The sequence below is a fragment of the Exiguobacterium sp. s64 genome (assembly GCF_018618035.1).
Taxonomy (GTDB): Bacteria; Bacillota; Bacilli; order Exiguobacteriales; family Exiguobacteriaceae; genus Exiguobacterium; species Exiguobacterium mexicanum_A.
This window is the reverse complement of sequence record NZ_JACSLH010000003.1, coordinates 80,925-98,310: the sequence shown is the minus strand read 5'-3', so window position 1 is coordinate 98,310 and position 17,386 is coordinate 80,925. Positions and strand designations below refer to the sequence as shown.

Sequence of the window (17,386 nt, the reverse complement as noted above, 5' to 3'; positions counted from 1 at the left end):
GTACCCGGATTCCTGCCTCGATGTATCCATCTGGGGCTACGGAATGTATCAGCCTTTTGCCCGAGAAAAAAGGCCACAGTCTGATGAGAGACTGTGACCTAACACTCACTCGCCGAGTGAAGCTTGGATGAAATCGTGGAACAAGCGTTGTGGACGCTCCGGACGCGAAATGAGTTCTGGATGGAACTGTGACGCGACGAACCACTTGTGCTCTGGAATCTCGATGATTTCGACGAGACGGCCGTCCGGGCTCGTTCCTGAGAACTTGAACCCTTCCGCTTCGAACGCCTCACGGTACTCGTTGTTGAACTCGTAACGGTGACGATGGCGCTCATAGACGAGCTCTTGATTGTAAGCGGCGTGCGCTTTCGTTCCTGGCTCGAGCTTACATGGATAGAGGCCGAGACGGAGCGTGCCACCGAGGTCCTCGATATCTTTTTGCTCTGGGAGAAGGTCGATGATCGGGTAGTCCGTCGTCGGATCGATCTCCGCCGAATGGGCGCCATCGAGCTTCAAGACGTTGCGGGCGAACTCGACCGTCGCAAGCTGCATGCCGAGACAAATCCCGAAGAATGGGACGTTGTTCTCACGGGCATAACGTGTCGCTTCGATTTTCCCTTCGATTCCGCGTTCTCCGAATCCGCCTGGGACGAGAATCCCATCAGCATCCCCGAGAATCGTCTCGACGTTTTCCGCCGTCACGTCTTCTGCGTTGACCCAATCGATATCGATGTCCGCGTTGAAGGCGTAACCGGCGTGTTTGAGAGATTCCGCGACCGAGATGTACGCGTCACGAAGTTCAACGTATTTCCCGACGAGGGCGATTTTCACTTTCTTCTCGAGGTGCGTGACCGTGTGCACGAGCTCTTTCCAAGCCGTCATATCCGCAGCTGGCGTGTTGAAGCCGAAGTAGTCGTTGACGAGTTGGTCCATCCCTTGTTTTTGAAGGTTGAGCGGTACTTCATAAAGGGTTGATGCGTCTTGTGCTTCGATGACCGCTTCTTTGCGCGTGTCACAGAACAAGGCGATCTTTTCACGCATATCTTCCGGAATGTCATGCTCGGTACGGAGGACGATGATATCCGGTTGAATCCCGTAACTACGAAGCTCTTTGACGCTGTGCTGCGTCGGTTTCGTCTTCATCTCACCGGCAGCGCGAAGGTAAGGGACGAGCGTACAGTGGACGTACATGACGTTCTCTTTGCCGATGTCGTTCTTCACTTGACGAATGGCCTCAATGAACGGAAGCGACTCGATGTCCCCGACTGTTCCACCAATCTCTGTGATGACGACATCTGCGTTCGTCTCGCGACCGGCGCGGAAGACACGGTCTTTAATCTCGTTCGTGATGTGCGGGATGACTTGGACCGTACCCCCGTTATAATCGCCACGGCGTTCTTTTTTCAAGACCGTCGAGTAGATGCGACCTGACGTCACGTTGGCGTTTTGCGACAAGTTGATGTCGATGAAGCGCTCGTAGTGACCGAGGTCAAGGTCCGTCTCGGCGCCGTCATCTGTGACGAACACCTCGCCGTGCTGGTACGGGCTCATCGTCCCTGGGTCGATATTGATATATGGGTCAAACTTTTGAATCGTCACGTTCAAACCTCGGTTTTTGAGTAGACGTGCGAGCGAAGCGGCTGTGATCCCTTTACCGAGTGAAGATACTACCCCACCTGTTACGAAAATATACTTTGTCATCATCATTCTCCTCTCTTGAATGCCACAACGGGAAACGAAAAAACAAAAAAAGCAAAAGTGCCCCCACTGAAATGGAGGACACTTTTGCTGCATCGTTACGTGCTAAACTAGCCCATGACTAATTTACGTCAGAGACGATGCAGTCGTCAAGTCATTATTTTTTCTTTTTTTCAACTATCAAAAAAGAAAAAGAGACACGCCTAGCCGGGACAAATGCCCGGCTTTTTGCGGTCTCTTATAAATCATCCTCGTCTTCAAGGTCGAGGTCGTCGTCCAAGTCTTCGTCCTCGAACTCGTCAAGGCCTTCCACTTTTTCGGCTTCATCCTCGGCATCGAACTCAGATGCGTCAAAATCTTCACCTTTTGCAAAGACGTCAAGGTCGTCTTCAATGTCGACGATGCCTTCATCTGTCTCATCGATCCCTTCTTCGAACTCATCGAGCTCACCGCGTTGGCGTGCTTCGATGACGAGATCTTCGTCTGACTTATCGAACGGATACCAAACACGAAGCGCCCAACGGTTAGCTCCCAAGTTGACGAATAGTCCGTCGATGTTCATGTCCGTGTAGAGTTGCGCGATTTTCTCGAGCTCTTCCTCTTCACTTGCGAACGTATAGTTTTGTCTGATCAGCTCACGGATCTCATCAAATGACACTGGTTGCTCGCCAGTCTTTTGAAGAATTTCGTAAACGAAATCGATCAACGATTTATTCATTAAAGGACACTCCTTTTCCGTCACTAGTTAAACATCACTCCTCATTATAAACAAAACCGATATGAAAAAGCTAGAGGAAATTATTTTGAAGTTTCAACGGTTTTTTGGATGCTTAACCAATAGAGCGTAATCAATCCGACGTTGAAGATTCACGTCAAACCGAGCACCCCGAGCATCCAACCGCGCGGGACTTTGAAGGACAACTCTGCATTGACGGACTGGCCAGTATATAGGCCGTAGCCGAGCAATCCAATCATGAGCGCGGAATAAGCGACGACCATCCCGATCCGTTTCCATAGTTGCAAGAGCAGCGAGGCGAACTCTTTGTTGTCCCCATACGATGCATATAGATAGACGTGACCCGCACTCGCGTACATCGTCTGGACGTACCCACTCACAAACAGGACCGGAATAAACACGAGCGGCTCCAAGAAACCGAGGAAGAATAGCAGCGAAGTGGCTCCAAGAAACCGAGGAAGAATAGCAGCGACGTGACGAGCAGGACGTAGTACGGATGGCGTGCCACGTCGAACACACGGTTCAATAATATCCAGCCGATGACGCCCGCCAAGAACGGCATGAACACGTAGAATAAGAGCACTTGAAACGAGTATAGGGCCAGACTGACGAATACGGCGCCAATCAACGTCCAACCGCCAAATAACCCGACGACGAACGAGAGCAACTGGACTTGCCATGTTTTGGTGGCACTGACGTACGTTCTCGTCCGCTCCTGGAACAATACCCACCCGACGTAGCCGAGCAAAATAATCATCAATAAAAAGATTTCCACGTACCCGCTCGCCTCTTCCAACAGGCTGAGGAGACGGCTCACCAACGTGAACACGGTGACGGTGATGAAGGCAAGCACGAACTTCCCTGTCGCCCATGCCCACGTCGCCGTTTTCTCGAGCGGCAACTTTCTCACGAACAGCCAAGGCAGGATCAGACTGACGAGGAAGAGGATGACAGCCTCGTCATATGATCGAGTCAGCACATAAGAGAAAATGACGATCCAGGCAACGAGTGCGAGTACGAGCGGGAGCGAACTCCCTTTCTGATCCGCCGACTCGTCTGTGGTGGACAGTTCCTTCAGCTGTGACAAAATCGTCGTCATAATCGACCCGACACCGATCGATCCGACACCGACAAGAAAAGCGCTCAATTCGATCGCCCAGCCAAACGGCAGCAAAAAGCAGATGAGTCCGGTCACCAAGACGGTCAGCGCCAGTAAGAATGTCTGTTTCGAGCCAAGGCGACCAATGATGTACACCCATAGAAGCAGTCCCGACATACTCGCCACGTAAAAAATCATGAACGGGATTAATCGTCCAACGCCGTCTTCGACCGCCATGATGGACAAAAATAAAATTTGAGGCAAGATTTGACTGCTGAGGGCACTGACAATCGTCAATAACACGACCGTGTTTTTCATTAAAGATACCTCATTTCTAGAAAATGATTGAATCGCTCTCCTTTCCTTCTTTCCCGCCCCCTTCCATTCGAGAACCTCTCGAATCACACATCAGCTCCTCAGTTTTTTCACATGTTTGCCGATATAGAATAGAACGCTATTTTAGCTGTACGAGAAAAAGGAGAATGAAACATGGCACTGTTCCGTAAATCAAAACCTACCGCTTACACCGCGTCGATCGGCTTCCCTGATGTGGCTAAGACCGCACGACCGACCGATCCAAATTTGAACGGGCGCACCCATTATATGGGTTATACGGCATCGCAAGTGAAGCGACTCCAAGACATGGAACCGCTCGTCGAGTCCGTGTTAGACGATGTCCTCGAAAACGTCCTCGACCACTTGATGTTGCAGCCTGAGATGGTCCAAATCGCCAACGCCTCGTCGACACGTGAGCGGCTTAAAAAAGTGTTCGCTGACTACTTCCGGAGCTTGTTGACCGGAAACATCGATGAAAAGTTCCTTGCGATGCGTAAACGGATGGGCCAGACGCATCACCACTATGCCGTACCGGTCGTCTGGTTCCTCGCGACGTATTCCGCCTTCAACACGTTGCTCATCCCCAAAATCGTCGAGGCGTATCAACACGACCCGGCCACGATGACTGAGTCGCTCCTCGCTTTGTCTCACGCGATGAACTTGGACGCTCAAATCGTCACCGAACAATATGTCGACGCCCGCCTCGATGAAATCGAATCGGCGAACGTCGCTCGGGCGACGCTACTTCATGACGTGAGCCGCGTCAGCACCGAAGTCGCGACGACGATGGAACAGACCGGTCACGCCATGTCCGAGACGAGCAAGCGGGCCCATCAAGTCTTGTCCGAAACCGAACAGACGGAGAAGATGAGCCGCCACTTGATGAACTTGACGCATACGAACGGCGAACAAATCGAACAGATGGAGACCGAGTTCAAGCAATCGGCGACGTACGTCGATGCCTCGCTCGAACGGATCACCGCCCTCAAGGACGGTTCACAAGACATCGTCAGCATGACCCGGAGCATCGAACAGATCGCCAATCAGACGAACTTGCTCGCCTTGAACGCATCGATTGAAGCGGCCCGGGCCGGTGAGCACGGTAAAGGCTTCGCCGTCGTCGCCACCGAGGTGCGCACGCTCGCCGAGAACGCGAAGCAGTTGAGCAGTCAAATCAATGTCCTCATCCATGAGAACGAGACGAACATCGCCGCCCTGCTCGACCAGATGGGACAGATGCATCAGACGAACGACGAGGCGATGCGTCAACTCGGTGCTGTCAAAGCAGGCTTCTCGACCGTCAAAGACGAGATGGGCAATTACGTCCTGTCGTTCGAACGGAACAAGCAAGACCTCGGCCAAATGGTCGAGACGATCTCCGCCATCAACGAGACGACGCAAGGCTTATCGCACTTGACGTCTTCTTTACTAGCTACGTCCGAAATGCACTGACGACAAAGCAAGGCACGGTCCGAGGACCGTGCCTTGTTTTTTTATTGAATGACCGGTTCTGGTACTTCAAGTGGGGCAAGCGAGCGATCAAGCAATTCGACGACGTCGAACGTGCCGACCGTCTCATCGACTTCTTTCGCTTTCGTCCCGTCCGAGAGCATCGTCAAGCAGTACGGACACGCCGAGCCGATGACGGTCGGCTTCGTCTCGAGCAGCTGCTCAGTCCGAGCCACGTTGACGCGCGTCCCGACTTTCTCTTCTTGCCACATGAGACCGCCGCCGGCACCGCAGCACATGCCGTTCTCACGGTTCCGGTCCGCCTCGACGAGTTCGACACCCGGGATGCGTTCCAAGACGAAGCGTGGGGCGTCATAAATGCCGTTATAGCGCCCGAGGTAGCACGAATCGTGATAGACGACACGCTCGTTCACGGAGAAGTCCGGCTTGACCCGGCCCGTATCGAGCAGCTCGGCAAGGAGCTCGGTATGGTGATATACTTTCACACCGCTCAGTCCGAAGTCTGGATACTCGTTTTTGAACGTGTTGTACGCGTGCGGGTCGACCGTGACGATTTTCGTGACCCCATACTTTTCGAACAGTTTGATGTTCGCTTCGGCAAGCTCTTGGAACAACAGCTCATTCCCAATGCGGCGTGGCGTGTCCCCTGAGTTCTTCTCTTCGTTCCCGAGGATGGCGAACGAGACACCGGCCTTGTTCAAGACGCTCGCAAAGCTTTGCGCGACTTTTTGGCTGCGGCTATCGTATGAGCCCATCGCCCCGACCCAGAAGAGGAATTCGAACTCTTCACCGGCCTTCTTCTTCTCTTTCGCCGTCGGAATGACAAGTTCTTCCCGGTCTTTGCGCCAATTCTCGCGCTCTTTCCGGTTCATCCCCCACGGGTTGCCTTGACGTTCGATGTTGGCGACCGTACGTTGCGCCTCAGGATCCATCTTGCCTTCCATCATGACGAGGTAACGGCGAAGGTCGATGATCTTGTCGACGTGCTCGTTCATGACCGGGCATTGGTCCTCACAGTTGCGACATGTCGTACATGCCCAAATCTCTTCTTCGGTGATGACGTTGCCAATCAACTCGTCGGCGACGAGCATATGCCCGTCTTGAGCCGCGGCCGCAATCTCGGCCCCTTGCGTGTTTTGGAACATGAGCGCCGGTGCCCACGGCGATTTACGCGTGATGGCGGCCCCTTTCATGTTCATGTGGTCGCGCAGTTTGACGATGAGGTCCATCGGCGACAACATTTTACCAGTCCCGGTCGCCGGGCAGACGTTCGTACAGCGTCCGCATTCGACACAGGCATACAAGTCAACGAGTTGTTTTTGGTTGAAGTCTTCAATCTTATTGACGCCGAAGACGATTTCTTCATCCGACTCCTCCGCCTCTTCCATCGCTGAGAAGTCGACCGGTGCGAGACGACCAACTTGGTGCGTCCGTCCGAGCCAGACGTTGAGCGTCCCGGCAATCAAATGGGCGTGCTTGCCTTGCGGGATATAGATCATGAAGCTGAGCAAGAACAAGAGGTGAAGCCACCAAAAGACGACGAACAAGGCGAAGGCGACCCCTCCCGGTACCCAAGCGAACGCCGAACCGATGAGTGTCGCGACCGGTTCGCCCCACATCGGGAGTTCTTCTTTATAGACGAGGTAGAACCCGTTCCCGAACAAGACCGATACCATCAACCCACCGATGAAGATGAGGGCGAGACCGGCCAGAAAGTTTCGTTTTAAACGCACGAGTTTCTCGACGTAACGGCGGTAGAATCCCCAAACGACCGCGACGAGAATCATGAGCATGACGATTTCTTGCATGAACGTGAAAATCGGATAGAGCGGACCGAGCGGAATGTGCGGGAAACGCGTCCCGACAGCAAGTCCTTTCCAGATGAAGTCGATGGCCCCGAACTGGACGAGGATGAACCCATAGAACATCATGACGTGAATGATGCCGCTCTTCTTGTCTTTCAACAGTTTCTTTTGCCCGAACACGTTGATCATGACCTGTTCAAGCCGTTCCTTATTCGTTTGGCTCCACTCTGCCTTTTTCCCGAGCTTGATGAACGTATAGCGCTGGTACACCAACGATGCGAACAAATATAGTCCATAGCCGAGGACGAGCAAGAATAGAATCCAGTTGACGATTAAAAATGTAGACATCCCCAAAACTCCCCCTTATGAAAACGGATTCAATCTTGAGTTCAGTATATCAAACAATGAATGAACAGTCATTCATTTTTATCGAAGGGGTCAAAAATTGAGCACATGCTTCAAGAATAAGAGGATGCCGCCATACCCGACGACGGCGAGGACGAACGTCCGGAAGTGAAGGTTGCGGTCGGCCGGGAGCTCGAACTTGACGATGTTCAGAATCATCGCCCCGGCGACGAACGCGAACAAGATGGCCTCGACGTGCGAGGCGAGGTCGATCAAGCGGGAGAAGAAACCGCCAGCAAGAATCCCGCCGCTCAACAAATAACGCCCTTGCCGGATGTACCGTTCCCCGTAATGGCGATACAAGTCGTGGCCGACGGCGAGGAAGTGTACGCCGAGCGCCGTCGCGTAGAAGCTGCGTGCGACGAACGTGACGGATGACGCTGTGACGACGTAAGCCGAGAACGACATATATGCCGTCAACAGCGTCACTTGGAGCCAGTACGACACGTTCTGTTCAATCGTTTCGTCTTTGAAATGGGGCGTCCGGACGACACGCATCGTCCCGTAAAAGACGGTGAAACCGAGCAGGCTGATGACATAAATCTCCGACGGCAAGGCCAGGTTGAGCCAATCCACTTGAAGCGTGTCTTGCCGCTTGTTCAAGGACGGCAAGAGATACATGAAAAAGTATGTAATGGCGATCCCGCTCGAAAACGAGAACCATTTTTGAGACGGCACCCGGTCTCGCGGAAACAGATAAATTCCGAAAAAATTGATGAGCGCTAAATAGACCACGATCCAGTTCGCCATCTCATGTCACCCCTTTAGTTCAATCCAAAACCGCTCGACAATTTTCCCGCCTTCCGCTGTGAACGGCGTGTCCGGCACGCCGCCATTGTTCAAAATGACTCGGCGTGACGCTTCGTTCGTCCGGTCGCACGTAATCAACGCCCGCTCGATCCCGAGTTCTTTCGCTTTCTCGAGTGCGAGCTCGAGTTGTTTCGTAGCGAGACCACGTCCGCGGGCACTCGGCTTGATGCCGTACCCGATATGTCCCCCTAAGTTGAGGAGGTTGTCATTCAATTCGTGACGGATATTCGTCGCCCCGAGCAACTCGTCCCCATCCGTCAGCCAATACGTCGTGCTCGGCACCCAACTGACGTTGTTCACCCGTACTTCTTTATCACGAATCTGTTTAACGTACGACGCAAAGTCGGACGCGTCACGGTCGACGGCGTTCGGGACGATCGTCTCGGAGCGTTCCCGCCATTCCTTTAAAAAATCGAGCACGTTCGCTTCCTGCTCCATGGATGTCTTCACTAGTCGCAACATAACGCTTCCCCCTATTTTTATGTATAGAAAAGACCGCAAAGCGGCCTTAATCTTCGAGTCCTAATCGTTTTGGCATCTGCGGGGCGAGCTCACGTGCCTCGTCAAGACGGCCCGCTTCGACGAGCGTATGGAACCGTAAAAACTCCTCGTGCGTCGCGTCACCGATGGCGGCCAAGTAGTCGATGTAGCGGTCGTATACCGATCTATCTTCCGGTCGCGCCTCGATCAAGGCGACGTAAAGCCGGACCGTGTCTTCCCCGTAAAGAAGCGGGAACTCATCGTTCAATTGAAGCAATTTATCGACCGAGTCCATATCGACGCCGGTCTCGTTATCGTAGTGCCCGACGACCTGTTCGGCGTGGTCCTCGAGGCGGCCGCGCCACTCTTCATATTCGTCCTCATTCGTCTCGAGCATCTCGAACCAATCCTCGTTCAACATCTCTTCAATCTTTCTCACGCGTTCTGCAAAATTCATGCGAACTCTCCTCCTTCGAACGTCCACGTGACGTCGACTACATAGTTACCTGCCAAGTCATCGTTCATCGACAACTCGTAGGCGAAGCGGCAACGTCCGTCCGCGACAGCGAGCCGCTCCGTCGTCGTCGCCATCGTCATCGACATGTATGGGTTTTTATATAGGCTTTGGGTCAAGCGCCCTTCAATAAAGGAATGATTCATCTCAATCGGTCCTTTACAGATGAGCGCGAGCCGGCCCGTCGTATATTTGATCGTTGTCGGCACGACGCCGTCTTCTCGTTCTTGATCGAACGTCAAGACGAAGCCGGTCTTCAATTCATAATAGAGCCCGTCGGCTTGCAGCTCAATCGGCTCCTCGATTTCACTGATCATTGTCTTTTGGCGCACACGTACGCGTTTCGGTTCAATTGCCATGGTGATTCCCCTTTCCGCTGTCCCATCGTACCATATCACGCGAACGGTCCGGAATCGGTAACTTTTTCTTTCCCGGTTCGCGGACCGTTCACACTACAAAAAAGACAGGGTTCCCCCTGTCTTTGAATCAACTTAGCTTATAGACGCGACCTTCGAACGGCTTCAAATGAAGCAGTGTCGTCTCGTCATGCGGCTCGAGCGGCATGTTTTTCAAGACGACGTCTTCTGAGCGAAGCGTGATCTCCGTCGCAAAGATGGCTTCTTTCCCTGTCAAATTCGTCATGACGAGGTATTGCGAGTCACCGAGCGTGCGTGTGTACGCGTAAATCTCTGGGTGCTCCGGCAAGACGATGTCATACGTCCCATAGACGAATGTCTCATCTTGCTTGCGAAGACGAATCATCTCTTTATAGAAGTTGAGAATCGAGTCGTCGTCTTCGAGCTGGGCGCCGACGTTGATGTCCGTGTAGTTCGGGTTGATGCCGAACCACGGCGTCTCCGCGAACGTGAAGCCCGCGTTCGGGGCGTCGCTCCACTGCATTGGTGTGCGCGTGTTATCACGTGACGAGTTCCACGTGATGTCCATCATCTCGTCATGGCTCTTGCCGTTCTCGAGACCGATGTAATACCGGTTGCGCGTCGCGATATCATCGTACTGGTCAATCGAGTCGAACTTCACGTTCGTCATGCCGATCTCTTGGCCTTGATAGATGAACGGCGTCCCTTGCATGAGGAAATACATCATCGCAATCGATTTCGCGCTCTCTTTCCAATAGCGCTCGTCATCACCCCATGATGACACGGTCCGCGTTTGGTCATGGTTCTCGACGTAAAGGGCGTTCCAGCCGTCTGCTTCGAGGCCTTTTTGCCATTTCGTGAGGACGTTCTTCAAATGGACGACGTCGAGCTTCGACTCGGCGTCTTCACGCCAGAGACCCATGTGTTCGAATTGGAACACCATGTTCATCTTGCCTTCCTTCTCGCCGACCCAAAGGTGGGCATCGTCAGGTGAGACGCCGTTCGCTTCGCCGACAGTCATGATATCGTGCTTGTTGAACGTCTCGTCGCGAAGTTCTTCCAAATAACCGTGAATCCCGTCGACGTTCATATGCATTTCGAACGATGGCACGAAGTCGAGACCTTCCGGGTTCGGCAAGTCGCCGAACGACGGGTGTTTGCGGATATGGCTGATTGCATCGACACGGAAACCGTCAATCCCCTTGTCGAGCCACCAGTTGATCATGTTGTACACCGTCTGGCGCATCTCGGCGTTCTCCCAGTTCAGGTCCGGCTGTTTCTTCGAGAAGACGTGCAAGAAGTATTGTTCCGTCGTCTCGTCAAACTCCCAAGCCGACCCGCCAAAAATGGACTCCCAGTTGTTCGGTTTCGAGCCGTCGGGTTTGCCGTCACGCCAAATGTACCAGTCACGCTTCGGATTGTCTTTTGAGCTCTTCGATTCGATGAACCATGGGTGCTCATCCGACGTATGGTTGACGACGAGGTCTAACAGCAATTTCATGCCGCGCGCATGGACTTCCGTCAACAGACGGTCGAAATCTTCCATCGTCCCGAACTCGTCCATGATGTCCTGATAGTCGCTAATGTCATAGCCGTTGTCATCATTCGGCGATTTGTACATCGGACAAATCCAGATGACGTCGACGCCGAGGTCTTTCAAGTAATCGAGTTTGTCGATGATGCCTTGAATATCGCCAATCCCGTCCCCGTTCGCATCATAAAAACTGCGCGGGTAGATTTGATAAGCGACAGCTTCTTTCCACCAGTTTCGTTTTAGTGTTTTCGTTTGTGTGTGTTGGTCACGTTGTAAAAGTTGCATGTGTCAATGATACTCCCTTGTCCCTAAACTCACTGCGCATCCTATATACTAATATTAGTGCTGTTGTCTCTTTATCTCGTTAGCGCAATCGTTTGCACGATTGCAGTAAGTTTATCTTACCAAAAATCATTCCACGACACAAAGATGTTTTCAACAGCTTACTCATCGTGTACCCTACACGAATTTGAAATGAAATGAAAGTGAGGCGACTTACATGATCCGTTTGGCCACACAGGCCGATCTCTCGGCAATCGATCAACTGATTTTAACGAAAGCGCAATCGTTTCGGGCCGCTGGAAAAACGCAATGGCAAAAATATTTAGAGCCGAGTCGGACCGATTTTGTGACCCATGACGTCACGAACGGAACCGTCTATGTATACGAAGCGAACGGAGACATCGCCGGGTCGGTCAGCTTGATCCCGCCGACGTCTTGGGACGAGAACTTGTGGGACGATCCTGACGCGGCCGTCTATTTACATCGCCTCGTCGTCGATGACCGGATGAAAGGCCGACAAGTCGGTGAACAGTTGATGCGTTATGCGCTTGCAGCGACGTCGAATCGCATCCGTCTCGACTGCGTCGCCACGAATCACTTCTTGAACGCCTATTATCCTCGCTTCGGCTTCAATTATGTCGGCGAACGAGATGGATTCTCTTTGTTCGAAAAAGAGGCTTGACCTTGACGCGACGTCAACGTGTACGCTGACTTCAAGGAGGTGAGGACATGTACACGATTCAACAACTCGCGACGCTCTCTGGCACGACCACAAGGACGTTGCGTCATTATGACGCCGTCGGTCTGCTCGTCCCGGAACGTGACGTCAACGGCTATCGGCGCTACTCGTTGCATGATGCCGAGCGGTTGCAGACGATTCTGCTGTATCGTTCGCTCGACTTCCCGCTCGAGACGATTCAAGGCTTACTCGAAGCCGAACCGTTCGATCGGACCCGTGCCCTCGAGGAGCAAGTGACCGCCCTGCGCGCGAAAGCCGCCTATTTTGCGACACTCGCCGAGACGGCGGAATCGACGCTCACCTCACTGAGAGGAGGAATTCCAATGGAAGACAAATCGTTGTTCAAGGGATTATCGTTTGACGAACTGAAAGCCCATGAAGCGAAGCACGAGGCGGAGACAGAAGAACGTTGGGGCGAGAGTGAGGCGTACAAGACGTCACGTGCGCGCGCCGACAAGCGATCGAAAGAAGACTGGGAAGCGCTCAGTCAACAACAAGTCGATCTCGTCAAGCCGCTCGTCGACTTGTTCACTGCCGGCGTCCCGGTCGAAGACCCTCGTGTCCAAGCGGCCGTCCGGGCGAACCACCTGTTCATCAATGACCAGTTTTATGACTGCTCGCTCGACATGTTCAGCGGACTCGGTCAGATGTACGTCACGGACGAGCGTTTCACCGCGTTCTATGACAAGTACGCGCCAGGACTGGCCGTCTATTATAATGACGCCATCCAACACTATTGCATCACCCAAAGCTAAACGGCCAAAGCATCGCGCTTTGGCCGTTATTTTGCCGTTCGACGGTCATACACATCTTCCTTTAGCAATAACTCGATTTGACGTCTCAAGAGCGGGAGCGCCGTCGTGAGCTGCAAGTACGGATACGTGGCAAAATCATCCGTCCCGCCGATGTAGAGCACGGCCCGGTCGACCACAGACCAGCCCCGCTCGGTCCACTGTTCGATTCGTGCCTCACAGACGTCCGGTTTGGCCCGGAACGCCCAGTACGCTTGGAGTTGTCCTTCTGCCATCGTCGGTGCGACCGTCAATACCGGGCAGTCGAAGCGGGCGAGGACGCTCGGGTCAATCGGCCCCGTCTCATGGGTGACGATGAGCTGCGGGTCGAGACGATCGAGCCACATCGTCGTCTTCGTATCGTTCAATGAGGTGACACGTAGAATGTGGTGGAACGGAATCGGCTCATCGTTCAATGGATAGCGACCTTTCAGTTCTCGGATCCGCGTCCGGCTCGAAAGGCGCATGACAGGCGACGTCAGCCGGACGTATACATGCGTCAGCCAATGCTTGATGGATTCCGGACGATGCTCGCTCGGCCCATCTTCCTGAACGACATGGGTTACCCCTAAGTTGCGGATCGCATGATAGACGTAGGCAGATGTCCGGTGTTCTCCAATGAGTAGTACGATCGGTCGGCCCATTTTGTCCCTCCCCTTTCTCTTCCTCCGAACGCCTCTCATCCGTGTCGCTCCTGCGTCGAGACGACGGCCGGGCGGCAACGGTCCGCCACTTCTTCCATCGATAAACTTTCAAATTGATACGTTTGATGCAACGTTTCATAATGGGCGATGATTTCACCCAACAAGGCCATGTTTTCGGATACATGTTTGCCGAAGTTGTGCGGGTGCCACCAAAGATGGAACACTTCCCCCCGTTTTGCCGCATGCGTCATGCTCCGTTTGATGCGCCGCACTTTGAGTCGGTCTAGGAAGCGAAGCGCCGGCACGTAAGGTCGCAGGAATCGGCTCGATGGGACGTTATAAGGAGATGATTGCCGAATGGCTGCCCACGAGACCGTGTGGTGGCCCGTCAAATTGACGTAGGCATCAAGCAGACGAAGAGCCCGTCGTCCTAATCCCTCATCCCTTCTCGCATCGGCCCGATAAATGTAATGGGTCTCATTGCCGCGATAGACATCGATTCCGACTTCTTGTGCCGCTTGGAAATGCGCCGGGCTCGATTGATTGCGCGGATAGACGATGCTCTGAATGGATAAGTCGCGACGTGCGGCCACCCGCTTCGCCGCCTCGAGATCGGCCTTGAACGCCTCGATGGTCACTCCTTCTTCTAAACAAGACAGATGACAATACGTATGCGTCCCGATGGTTTGACCAGGTGTCGCCGCGATTTGATCGACGAGTGATTTCCCGAAGTGATACGGGTCGACCGCCTCGTCCGCCCCGACGTGCTGCATCCAATTGTATGAAGAATATTCGGGATGCCGATACGCCGGTTGAATCGTCGGCAAGTCTTTCAATAGCTCTGCTTTCGTCTCATAGAACAGGAATCCGACCGTCGCCCAAGTCGCATGAATCTGGTGCGCGGCAAACAAGTCGAGCAAGCTCGGTACGACTTGCCGGACCCCGAGTAAATTATCGCCATACGCCTCAATCGTCGTACCGTCAAACGTGCCCCAGTTCAATTCAAAATCTAGTGAGATGACAAACGCTCCGTTCATCGAGACCCCTCCTCTGTCTTCACTTCTTTCCTTCACACGACTCACGAAGCTCTAGTTCGGCGAGCGCCCGTTTCCAGGAGCCGTACCGACGGGATACTTTGGCGACACTTGGTCGTTTATGTTGTTTCGCCCATTTTTGATAGGTGATCGCGTTGAATGGCACGACGACCCGACTTGCTTCTAGCAACGATTGAACGATTTCTGCTTTTTCACGTTCTGGCTGGACGGTAAAATGGAGCTCCTCTAAACGCTCTACCGTTTTCACGGCCAGACTCCAAGACCCGAAATGGGAAATAATATCACCTAGGGAAGGACCGGGATGATCTTTGACCCATTGTTGGTAATGGGTGCTCGTCAACTTCCCTTCCTGTTCAAGTGCGAGCCGAAGTGCTGCAACGAGTTCTTGTTGGGTATAGTGCTTTCGGGCTTCTAAGAGGCCGGCTGCTTTCAAGGCGCCGGTCCATGACCCGTAAAAATTGAGAACGTCGAGAAATGTCGGGACGTCCCGGTCTCGGCTCCAGAGCTGATATTGTTTAACCGTGAGGGTCGGAGTCAGAGATGCAGCGGCTCGAAGCGCTTGAATGATCTCTGCTTCCCGGTTCATCGTTCTTCCTCCTCAGACACTTTGTTCCGTGACGATCGAGCGCGTATCGAGCACGGTCTGGATGACTTGCTGTTGTTCCCCGAGGGTCAAGTCGGATCCCGATGGAAGGCAAATCCCATTCTCGAACAGACGCCGACTGACATCTTCTCCATCGACCGTCACATATTCGGCATCGCGATACACCGGTTGCAGATGCATCGGTTTCCAGACAGGACGAGATTCGATGCCGGCACTGGCAAGTCGCTCCATCACCGTGTCACGGTGCAAGTCTGTCTGATCCAACTGCATGGCGGTCAGCCAACGATTGGCCCGTGAGTGCGGGACTTCTTGCTGATATGTCGTCCCGAGCTGACGGAACATATGCTCATAGCGGGCGAACACGCGACGTCGTGCTTGAACGCGCTGCTCAATCACTTCGAGCTGTCCCCGACCAATCCCGGCCGAGACGTTGCTCAATCGATAGTTATAGCCGACTTGTTCGTGCTCATAATGCGGCGCGTCTTCCCGAGCTTGCGTGGCCAACTTGAGCGCCAACTGTCTCGTTTCCTCATTCGGTACCATGAGCATGCCGCCGCCTGATGTCGTGATGATTTTATTGCCGTTGAACGAATAAAACCCGATGTCCCCGATGGTTCCCGTCATTTGCCCGTGCCACGTCGAGCCGAGTGATTCGGCCGCGTCCTCGATCAATGGGACACCGAACTCACGACAGATGTGGCGAATCTCACCGATTTTCGCGACGACGCCGTACAGATGGACGACGATGACCGCTTTCGGAAGCTTTCCTTTCGTCGCGGCTTGGACGAGCGCTTTCCGAAGCGCGTCTGGCGACATATTCCACGTCGTCGTTTCCGAGTCGATAAAGACCGGAATGGCGCCGACGTAACGGATTGGATTGACCGATGCGACGAACGTGAGTGACTGACAGAAGACCGTGTCCCCTGTCCCGACGCCGAGCGTAAGTAGCGCCAAATGGAGGGCAGCCGTCCCTGAGCTTGTCGCCAAGGCGTACGGATGGTCTGCGTAAGCGGCGACTTCCGCCTCAAACGCGTTGACGTTTGGCCCAAGCGGGGCGATCCAATTGCTCGCGAACGCCTCTTCGATGTAGGCCATCTCACGGCCCGACATATGGGGCTTCGATAATAGGATGTTCATTTGATGCCCTCCTTCATCATGGTTTTATACGAGATATACCAATCGACGACTTGCTCGAGTCCTTCAAACAGCGATGTGCTCGGGCTGAAGCCGATCAGCGTGTCGAGCGTCGGAACGGCCGACTGCCGAAGTACCGACTCGCGCATCGGCAACGACGTCTTCGCCGATTTGTTGAGGATATGTCCGATGTCGGACAGTAACGTTTGGACGTTCACGTAGTCGGAGGCCGGGATTTGGAAATATCCGACTGGCGACATCCCGGTTTGAATCAAGCGAAGCAAGCGGACGACCGATTCGACGACATCATCGATATAAGAGACGTTGATGATATCCGTCGCGTAATACCCTGAGAGTCGGACACCGCGGTCGACGGCGACAATGGCCTTTGACACTAGCGTCGAGGCATCGTCCCAAGGTCCGAAGACGTCTTCTGTGAACAGATGGATCACCGGACGTTCCCCGTCCTCCTGTTTCACAGGCAAGTCGAACGTGATGAACGATTCAACCGGGACCCGTTTCGTTTGGATGGCGATGTAGCGTTTCATCAACTCGTAACGTTCCAGCGGCTCTTCACTTCCGTTATGGCGACGGGTCGAACATAAGATGATGTGTCTCGGTTCGTGTCGATTCAAAACGCTGCGCATGACTGTCTTGTTCGCGAGCGTTGAACGGATCAAATGGAACTGCGGGTGGGTGAGAACGTAGAGCCGCTGTTTGGCGATTCGCGTCTTGTGCCGCCCTTCATCGTCAATCCCGACGACATCAAACCCTTCCTGCAATAGCCGACGTGCGATATGAAACCCTTGGAAACTGGCTACCCCGACAATAAGAACCGTTTGATCGACCATCATTCTCCCCCTCTTCACTCGT

At 53.5% G+C, this 17,386-nt stretch carries 18 protein-coding genes; 3 read left to right on the top strand and 15 right to left on the bottom strand.

The features are described from left to right. Positions 1-105: 105 nt before the first annotated feature. From KNP64_RS06455 to KNP64_RS06440, 4 genes are all read right to left on the bottom strand, one after another. Positions 106-1,701, bottom strand: coding sequence for a CTP synthase (locus tag KNP64_RS06455; RefSeq protein ID WP_034779284.1), 1,596 nt, complete (start codon positions 1,699-1,701; stop codon positions 106-108). Between the two features lie 235 nt (positions 1,702-1,936). Next, on the bottom strand, positions 1,937-2,416 hold the full coding sequence (gene rpoE / locus KNP64_RS06450; RefSeq protein WP_214708420.1) for a DNA-directed RNA polymerase subunit delta: 480 nt from the start codon (positions 2,414-2,416) through the stop codon (positions 1,937-1,939). A gap of 149 nt (positions 2,417-2,565) precedes the next feature. Then, positions 2,566-2,835, bottom strand: a complete 270-nt coding sequence (locus tag KNP64_RS06445) for a hypothetical protein (RefSeq protein ID WP_205729349.1) — start codon at positions 2,833-2,835, stop codon at positions 2,566-2,568. Beyond that, on the bottom strand, positions 2,811-3,851 hold the full coding sequence (locus tag KNP64_RS06440) for a hypothetical protein (protein ID WP_205729348.1): 1,041 nt from the start codon (positions 3,849-3,851) through the stop codon (positions 2,811-2,813). Before KNP64_RS06440 ends, KNP64_RS06445 begins: the two co-directional genes overlap by 25 nt. 171 nt (positions 3,852-4,022) lie before the next feature. Between KNP64_RS06440 and KNP64_RS06435 the strand changes: the two genes are divergently transcribed. Then, complete coding sequence (locus KNP64_RS06435; RefSeq protein WP_214792182.1) at positions 4,023-5,321, top strand: methyl-accepting chemotaxis protein; 1,299 nt, start codon at positions 4,023-4,025, stop codon at positions 5,319-5,321. Positions 5,322-5,362: 41 nt separating this feature from the next. Here the strand turns inward: KNP64_RS06435 and KNP64_RS06430 are convergent, their stop codons facing one another. The 6 genes from KNP64_RS06430 to KNP64_RS06405 form a co-directional block, all read right to left on the bottom strand. Beyond that, the gene (locus KNP64_RS06430; RefSeq protein ID WP_214792180.1) at positions 5,363-7,492 is read right to left on the bottom strand and encodes a (Fe-S)-binding protein; all 2,130 of its coding nucleotides are present in this window, start codon (positions 7,490-7,492) and stop codon (positions 5,363-5,365) included. A gap of 90 nt (positions 7,493-7,582) precedes the next feature. Next, positions 7,583-8,299 carry a hypothetical protein gene (locus tag KNP64_RS06425; protein WP_138858752.1) on the bottom strand — a complete coding sequence of 239 codons (717 nt, stop codon included), beginning with the start codon at positions 8,297-8,299 and terminating at the stop codon, positions 7,583-7,585. A 6-nt stretch (positions 8,300-8,305) separates the two neighbouring features. Next, a complete protein-coding gene (locus tag KNP64_RS06420; protein ID WP_138858751.1) occupies positions 8,306-8,821 on the bottom strand; it encodes a GNAT family N-acetyltransferase in 516 nt (171 codons plus the stop codon). A gap of 46 nt (positions 8,822-8,867) precedes the next feature. Continuing rightward, on the bottom strand, positions 8,868-9,296 hold the full coding sequence (locus KNP64_RS06415; RefSeq protein ID WP_138858750.1) for a hypothetical protein: 429 nt from the start codon (positions 9,294-9,296) through the stop codon (positions 8,868-8,870). Continuing rightward, complete coding sequence (locus KNP64_RS06410; protein WP_138858749.1) at positions 9,293-9,712, bottom strand: YwiB family protein; 420 nt, start codon at positions 9,710-9,712, stop codon at positions 9,293-9,295. Before KNP64_RS06410 ends, KNP64_RS06415 begins: the two co-directional genes overlap by 4 nt. Before the next feature lie 127 nt (positions 9,713-9,839). After that, the gene (locus KNP64_RS06405; protein WP_214792178.1) at positions 9,840-11,549 is read right to left on the bottom strand and encodes a glycoside hydrolase family 13 protein; all 1,710 of its coding nucleotides are present in this window, start codon (positions 11,547-11,549) and stop codon (positions 9,840-9,842) included. Positions 11,550-11,763: 214 nt separating this feature from the next. Here KNP64_RS06405 and KNP64_RS06400 point away from each other — a divergent pair, with 214 nt between their 5' ends. Both KNP64_RS06400 and KNP64_RS06395 read left to right on the top strand, forming a co-directional pair. After that, complete coding sequence (locus KNP64_RS06400; RefSeq protein ID WP_138858748.1) at positions 11,764-12,228, top strand: GNAT family N-acetyltransferase; 465 nt, start codon at positions 11,764-11,766, stop codon at positions 12,226-12,228. Between the two features lie 47 nt (positions 12,229-12,275). Continuing rightward, positions 12,276-13,040 carry a MerR family transcriptional regulator gene (locus KNP64_RS06395; RefSeq protein ID WP_138858747.1) on the top strand — a complete coding sequence of 255 codons (765 nt, stop codon included), beginning with the start codon at positions 12,276-12,278 and terminating at the stop codon, positions 13,038-13,040. A gap of 26 nt (positions 13,041-13,066) precedes the next feature. Here the strand turns inward: KNP64_RS06395 and KNP64_RS06390 are convergent, their stop codons facing one another. The 5 genes from KNP64_RS06390 to KNP64_RS06370 are packed head-to-tail and all read right to left on the bottom strand — an operon-like array spanning position 13,067 to position 17,364. Beyond that, complete coding sequence (locus KNP64_RS06390; RefSeq protein ID WP_214792176.1) at positions 13,067-13,720, bottom strand: hypothetical protein; 654 nt, start codon at positions 13,718-13,720, stop codon at positions 13,067-13,069. A gap of 35 nt (positions 13,721-13,755) precedes the next feature. Next, positions 13,756-14,757 carry a polysaccharide deacetylase family protein gene (locus tag KNP64_RS06385; RefSeq protein WP_138858745.1) on the bottom strand — a complete coding sequence of 334 codons (1,002 nt, stop codon included), beginning with the start codon at positions 14,755-14,757 and terminating at the stop codon, positions 13,756-13,758. Between the two features lie 19 nt (positions 14,758-14,776). Next, a complete protein-coding gene (locus KNP64_RS06380; RefSeq protein ID WP_214764378.1) occupies positions 14,777-15,361 on the bottom strand; it encodes a hypothetical protein in 585 nt (194 codons plus the stop codon). A 12-nt stretch (positions 15,362-15,373) separates the two neighbouring features. After that, the gene (locus KNP64_RS06375) at positions 15,374-16,516 is read right to left on the bottom strand and encodes a DegT/DnrJ/EryC1/StrS family aminotransferase (protein ID WP_214711082.1); all 1,143 of its coding nucleotides are present in this window, start codon (positions 16,514-16,516) and stop codon (positions 15,374-15,376) included. Then, on the bottom strand, positions 16,513-17,364 hold the full coding sequence (locus KNP64_RS06370) for an NAD-dependent epimerase/dehydratase family protein (RefSeq protein WP_167491737.1): 852 nt from the start codon (positions 17,362-17,364) through the stop codon (positions 16,513-16,515). The genes KNP64_RS06375 and KNP64_RS06370 overlap by 4 nt, the downstream gene beginning before the upstream one ends. Between the last annotated feature and the right edge of the window lie 22 nt (positions 17,365-17,386).

Excerpts from the sequence above, each read along its gene's own strand:
- KNP64_RS06455 (WP_034779284.1), bottom strand. The coding sequence starts at position 1,701 with ATGACAAAGTATATTTTCGTAACAGGTGGGGTAGTATCTTCACTCGGT.
- rpoE (WP_214708420.1), bottom strand. The coding sequence starts at position 2,416 with ATGAATAAATCGTTGATCGATTTCGTTTACGAAATTCTTCAAAAGACT.
- KNP64_RS06440 (WP_205729348.1), bottom strand. The coding sequence starts at position 3,851 with ATGAAAAACACGGTCGTGTTATTGACGATTGTCAGTGCCCTCAGCAGT.
- KNP64_RS06435 (WP_214792182.1), top strand. The coding sequence starts at position 4,023 with ATGGCACTGTTCCGTAAATCAAAACCTACCGCTTACACCGCGTCGATC.
- KNP64_RS06430 (WP_214792180.1), bottom strand. The coding sequence starts at position 7,492 with ATGTCTACATTTTTAATCGTCAACTGGATTCTATTCTTGCTCGTCCTC.
- KNP64_RS06425 (WP_138858752.1), bottom strand. The coding sequence starts at position 8,299 with ATGGCGAACTGGATCGTGGTCTATTTAGCGCTCATCAATTTTTTCGGA.
- KNP64_RS06420 (WP_138858751.1), bottom strand. The coding sequence starts at position 8,821 with ATGTTGCGACTAGTGAAGACATCCATGGAGCAGGAAGCGAACGTGCTC.
- KNP64_RS06415 (WP_138858750.1), bottom strand. The coding sequence starts at position 9,296 with ATGAATTTTGCAGAACGCGTGAGAAAGATTGAAGAGATGTTGAACGAG.
- KNP64_RS06410 (WP_138858749.1), bottom strand. The coding sequence starts at position 9,712 with ATGGCAATTGAACCGAAACGCGTACGTGTGCGCCAAAAGACAATGATC.
- KNP64_RS06405 (WP_214792178.1), bottom strand. The coding sequence starts at position 11,549 with ATGCAACTTTTACAACGTGACCAACACACACAAACGAAAACACTAAAA.
- KNP64_RS06400 (WP_138858748.1), top strand. The coding sequence starts at position 11,764 with ATGATCCGTTTGGCCACACAGGCCGATCTCTCGGCAATCGATCAACTG.
- KNP64_RS06395 (WP_138858747.1), top strand. The coding sequence starts at position 12,276 with ATGTACACGATTCAACAACTCGCGACGCTCTCTGGCACGACCACAAGG.
- KNP64_RS06390 (WP_214792176.1), bottom strand. The coding sequence starts at position 13,720 with ATGGGCCGACCGATCGTACTACTCATTGGAGAACACCGGACATCTGCC.
- KNP64_RS06385 (WP_138858745.1), bottom strand. The coding sequence starts at position 14,757 with ATGAACGGAGCGTTTGTCATCTCACTAGATTTTGAATTGAACTGGGGC.
- KNP64_RS06380 (WP_214764378.1), bottom strand. The coding sequence starts at position 15,361 with ATGAACCGGGAAGCAGAGATCATTCAAGCGCTTCGAGCCGCTGCATCT.
- KNP64_RS06375 (WP_214711082.1), bottom strand. The coding sequence starts at position 16,516 with ATGAACATCCTATTATCGAAGCCCCATATGTCGGGCCGTGAGATGGCC.
- KNP64_RS06370 (WP_167491737.1), bottom strand. The coding sequence starts at position 17,364 with ATGGTCGATCAAACGGTTCTTATTGTCGGGGTAGCCAGTTTCCAAGGG.